The following is a 4,128-nucleotide window of genomic DNA, read 5'->3' as shown; positions in this document are numbered from 1 at the left end:
CAGGCCGAGCTCGGCAAGACGCTGCGGGCGATTGCCAAGGACGGCCGCGACGCCTTCTACAAGGGCGAGATCGCGGAGGACATGGTCGAGACGTTGCGCGGCATCGGTGGCCTGCACACGCTCGACGATTTCGCGGCGCACACCACCGAGGTGACGACGCCGATCGGCACCATGTACAAGGGCTATGACTTCTGGCAGTGCCCACCGAACGGCCCGGGCGTCACCGCGCTCCTGATGCTCAACATCCTGTCGCGTTTCGATCTGACCAAATATGCGCCCGTCAGCGTCGAGCGTTTTCATCTCGAAGCGGAGGCCGCGCGCATCGCCTACATGAACCGCGAGATGCACGTCGCCTCTCCCGAGCACATGAAGATCAACGTCGCCGAGATGCTGGAGAAGGGTTTTGCCGACGAGTATATCGGCAAGATCCGCATGGACGGCATGCTCGACCTGCCCAACGTCGCGCCGCCGATGAACCCCTCGACCATCTACATCACCGTCGTGGACAAGGACCGCAACGTCTGTTCGTTCATCAATTCGGTCGCGCATTCCTTCGGCTCGGCCATCGTCTCCAACAAGACCGGCGTGTTGCTTCAGAACCGCGCCGGCGGCTTCCGCATCCAGCCCGGCCACCCGAACTGCATCGAAGGCGGCAAGCGCCCGCTGCATACGATCATGCCGGGCCTGCTGACCAAGGGCGGCCGTTCGACGATGTCGTTCGCCGTGATGGGCGGACAGTATCAGCCGACGGGACAGACGCACGTGTTGACCAACATTCTCGACTACGGCTGTGACGTGCAGGAGGCGATCGACATGCCGCGCGGTCTGCACTACGAGGGCCAGTATCAGCTCGAGGACGGCGTGCCGGCCGACATCGTCGAGGGCCTGAAGAAGCTGGGCCACAAAACCACAAGTGTGGTTGGTCCGCTCGGGGGCGCCCAGGCGATCTGGATCGATTGGGACAAGGGCACGCTGACCGGCGGCTCCGATCCCCGCAAGGACGGCTGCGCGCTCGGCTATTGATCGCCGGGGGCGTTTCCGCGAGATCAGGACAAGTGGACGAGGGCGGCGCGGCATTGCTGCGCCGCCCTTATCTCATCGGAAGGGGTGGAAACGGCGGCGGCGTTGGGCTAGACACCTCCCGCCTCGAACGGAAGGTTTCTCATGCAGCGTTTCCAACGCATGCTCCCCGCTCTCATGTCGGCCCTCGCGATCACCGTGACCGCCGGCGTGTTCGATCTCGTTTCCACTCCGGCCTCGGCCCAGACCGCAGGAAAGACCATGACCACAGCTTCTGGCTTGCAGATCATCGACTCCACCGTCGGCACCGGTGCTTCGCCGCAGCCCGGTCAGATCTGCGTGATGCACTACACCGGCTGGCTCTATGAGAACGGTCAGAAGGGCAAGAAATTCGATAGTTCCGTTGATCGCAAGGAGCCGTTTGAATTCCCGATCGGCAAGGGCCGCGTGATCGCCGGCTGGGACGAGGGCGTCGCCTCGATGAAGGTCGGCGGTAAGCGCACGCTGATCATCCCGCCGCAGCTCGGCTATGGCGCCCGCGGTGCCGGCGGCGTGATCCCGCCGAACGCCACGCTGATGTTCGACGTGGAACTGCTCGCGGTAAAGTAACGTCGCTGCTACCCCGTCAAGCCCGGGCAGGACGCGCCGGCGATGACGGAGAGTGCAGTCCAAACAAAAAGACCGGCCTTTCGGCCGGTCTTTGGCTTCTCAAATGCCTTGCGTCACTCAGTCGCGCGCTTGGCGGCCGCCGCGGCCCGATCCCCCGCATCTTCCGCGGCTTCCTTGGCGTCGCCCATGGCCTGCTGGCCTTTGCCTTTCACTTCCTGGATCACGCCCTCGCCCTTCAGGCGGTCGGACCCGGTGGCTTCGCCGATACCCTGCTTGGCCTTGCCCATCGCTTCGTTTGCAGTGCCCTTGATCTTGTCGGTCGTGCTACCCATGAAATTCTCCTTTTCAGCTCGTTCGTAAAGACAACGTCTTGCTGCGACGAGGGTTCCGAATTTGCTCTGGCCCGCGGATACCGCTCGGGCTAGTTTGCCGCGCACGGAACCAACAGAAAGCAAGTCCCATGACCGGCCATGACCATACGCACGCCCACCATGACCACGATCATCACGATGATCGCTGGAAACACGACGGCGTGCGCGTCATTCCCGGCAACCAGCTCGACACCAACGTGCCGTCCACGGCCGGCATGGACCGCGCGGCCGCGATCAATTTCGCGCGCGTCGGCGCGCAGAAATTGTGGGCAGGCACCGTCAGCATCAAGCCGGATGCCAAGACCGGCGCGCATCACCACGGCCATCTCGAAAGCGTGATCTACGTGGTGAAGGGCAAGGCGCGCATGCGCTGGGGGGAGAGCCTGCAGTTCACCGCCGAAGCCGGCCCCGGCGACTTCATCTTTGTCCCGCCCTACGTGCCGCACCAGGAGATCAACGCCAGCCCGGACGAGGTGCTCGAATGCGTGCTGGTGCGCAGCGACGGCGAGGCGGTGGCGATCAACCTCGATATCGAGCCGGTCGAGAAGCCTGAGACCGTGCTGTGGATCGACCCCGTCCACCGCGATCCGAACGAGAAGAAGTAAGGCTGCCCGAGGGACGCTGGCTCCGGTGCGGCATCCCCCCGTAGATCGGGCCCGAAAAATTCCGGAAGTAGTGTCGGATGGCGATCTGGCCGCTCGTCCTTGGGCAGAACCCGCCCAAGGAGCCTCCGATGCCAAAGATGATCTTCGTCAACCTGCCGGTGACAGACCTTGAGCGCTCAACCGCGTTCTACGAGGCAGTCGGCGCGGTGAAGAACCCGCAATTCAGCGACGAGACGGCGTCTTGCATGGTCTTTTCCGAGACCATCTACGCCATGCTGCTGACTCACGACAAATTTCGCCAGTTCACGCCGAAGCCGATCGCGGACGCCAGGAGCTCCAACCAGGCGTTGTTCTGCCTGTCCGCGGACAGCCGCGGTGAGGTCGACGATATCGTCGGCAGGGCCGAGGCTGCCGGCGGCGCGGCCGATCCCTCTCCGAAGGACGAATACAGCTTCATGTACGGCCGCAGCTTCGAGGATCCTGACGGCCATATGTGGGGCGTGAACTGGATGGACCTTTCGGCCGCGCCTCTGCAGCCCCACATGGCAAACGCCTGAGCCGAAACCAGCAGACCGGAAAAGGAGCATTCACGATGACCAAGCTCGTGCCGTGCATGTGGTTCGACGGCGATGCCGAGGACGCTGCAAAATTCTACGTCTCGCTCGTACCGAATTCGGCGATCACGCACGTTCAGCACAACGTTTCCGATGGTCCCTCCGGCAAGGAGGGTTCGGTGCTCGTCGTCGAGTTCACAATGGCGGGGCAGCCCCTGGTCGCGCTCAACGGCGGGATGAAGATGGAATATACCCACGCGATCTCGCTGATGGTTCATTGCGACGATCAGGCCCAGGTCGACCGCGTCTGGAGCGCGTTCCTCGCCCATGGCGGCAAGGAAGAACAGTGCGGCTGGCTCAGGGATCGCTGGGGCGTGGCGTGGCAAGTGGTGCCGACAGCGTTATTCGATTTCCTGTCGAGCCCCGACAAGGCCGCGGCGGCGCGGACCGTGCAGGCGATGATGACGATGGTCAAGCTGGACGTCGAAGTGCTGCGGCGCGCGTTCGAAGGCAAGTCGGCGGCGTAGTGCAGATGCTCTCGCTACACGATCAATATCGTAGGGTGGGCAACGGCGCTCTTGCGCCGTGCCCACCATCTGTCTCCGATTGAGAAAGGTGGTGGGTACGCTGTCGCCTTGCCCACCCTACGAAACTGCGCCTAGGCGCATCAATAATTGATCCTCAATCCCACGCCGCCGTGAATGGTGTTGCCGACCGGCTGCGGGCCCAGCGTGCCGTTGGCGAAGAGATCCACGATCCAGCCTTTTTGCACGCGGAAGCCGAGGCGGCCGCCATATTCGAACCAGCCCTGGTTGCCCATGGTCGGCACCACTGTGCCGTTGCCGGTCACGGTGGCGACGATGCCGCTGTGACTTGCAAACGACTGCACCCAGCCGCCATTGATGTTGGTCTCGATGTTGTTGCCGAACAGATGCGTCCACTGGCCGCCGATCTTGACCAGGCTGGTGC

Annotated in this window: 6 protein-coding genes and 1 pseudogene; 5 read left to right on the top strand and 2 right to left on the bottom strand. The window is 63.4% G+C overall.

The features are described 5' to 3' along the window. Window positions 1-1,023, top strand: a 1,023-nt coding sequence (locus tag JHD07_RS29825) for a gamma-glutamyltransferase (RefSeq protein ID WP_291628659.1), incomplete at its 5' end; no start/stop codon positions are given. A gap of 141 nt (window positions 1,024-1,164) precedes the next feature. Continuing rightward, the gene (locus JHD07_RS29820; RefSeq protein WP_291628658.1) at window positions 1,165-1,629 is read left to right on the top strand and encodes an FKBP-type peptidyl-prolyl cis-trans isomerase; all 465 of its coding nucleotides are present in this window, start codon (window positions 1,165-1,167) and stop codon (window positions 1,627-1,629) included. 113 nt (window positions 1,630-1,742) lie between these two features. Here JHD07_RS29820 and JHD07_RS29815 read toward each other — a convergent pair whose 3' ends face one another. Then, window positions 1,743-1,961: a CsbD family protein gene (locus tag JHD07_RS29815; RefSeq protein WP_291628657.1), complete on the bottom strand. Its 219-nt coding sequence runs from the start codon at window positions 1,959-1,961 to the stop codon at window positions 1,743-1,745. A 128-nt stretch (window positions 1,962-2,089) separates the two neighbouring features. On the opposite strand from JHD07_RS29815, the gene JHD07_RS29810 reads away from it, so the two are divergent. From JHD07_RS29810 to JHD07_RS29800, 3 genes are all read left to right on the top strand, one after another. Beyond that, window positions 2,090-2,605, top strand: coding sequence for a cupin domain-containing protein (locus JHD07_RS29810; RefSeq protein ID WP_291628654.1), 516 nt, complete (start codon window positions 2,090-2,092; stop codon window positions 2,603-2,605). A gap of 128 nt (window positions 2,606-2,733) precedes the next feature. Continuing rightward, window positions 2,734-3,162 (top strand): VOC family protein, encoded by a 429-nt coding sequence (locus tag JHD07_RS29805; protein ID WP_291628653.1) that lies wholly within the window; start codon window positions 2,734-2,736, stop codon window positions 3,160-3,162. A gap of 35 nt (window positions 3,163-3,197) precedes the next feature. Next, window positions 3,198-3,686, top strand: coding sequence for a VOC family protein (locus JHD07_RS29800; RefSeq protein ID WP_291628651.1), 489 nt, complete (start codon window positions 3,198-3,200; stop codon window positions 3,684-3,686). Window positions 3,687-3,826: 140 nt separating this feature from the next. Here the strand turns inward: JHD07_RS29800 and JHD07_RS29795 are convergent. Then, window positions 3,827-4,128, bottom strand: a pseudogene (locus JHD07_RS29795) (hypothetical protein); the annotation flags it as partial.

It is taken from the genome of Bradyrhizobium sp., assembly GCF_016462955.1.
Taxonomy (GTDB): domain Bacteria; phylum Pseudomonadota; class Alphaproteobacteria; order Rhizobiales; family Xanthobacteraceae; genus Bradyrhizobium.
The sequence above is the reverse complement of the archived record's forward strand: the minus strand, read 5'-3'. Positions and strand labels throughout refer to the sequence as shown.

What these genes read in the sequence shown, in the direction of transcription:
- JHD07_RS29815 (WP_291628657.1), bottom strand. Translation starts at nt 1,961, where the DNA reads ATGGGTAGCACGACCGACAAGATCAAGGGCACTGCAAACGAAGCGATG.
- JHD07_RS29805 (WP_291628653.1), top strand. Translation starts at nt 2,734, where the DNA reads ATGCCAAAGATGATCTTCGTCAACCTGCCGGTGACAGACCTTGAGCGC.
- JHD07_RS29820 (WP_291628658.1), top strand. Translation starts at nt 1,165, where the DNA reads ATGCAGCGTTTCCAACGCATGCTCCCCGCTCTCATGTCGGCCCTCGCG.
- JHD07_RS29810 (WP_291628654.1), top strand. Translation starts at nt 2,090, where the DNA reads ATGACCGGCCATGACCATACGCACGCCCACCATGACCACGATCATCAC.
- JHD07_RS29800 (WP_291628651.1), top strand. Translation starts at nt 3,198, where the DNA reads ATGACCAAGCTCGTGCCGTGCATGTGGTTCGACGGCGATGCCGAGGAC.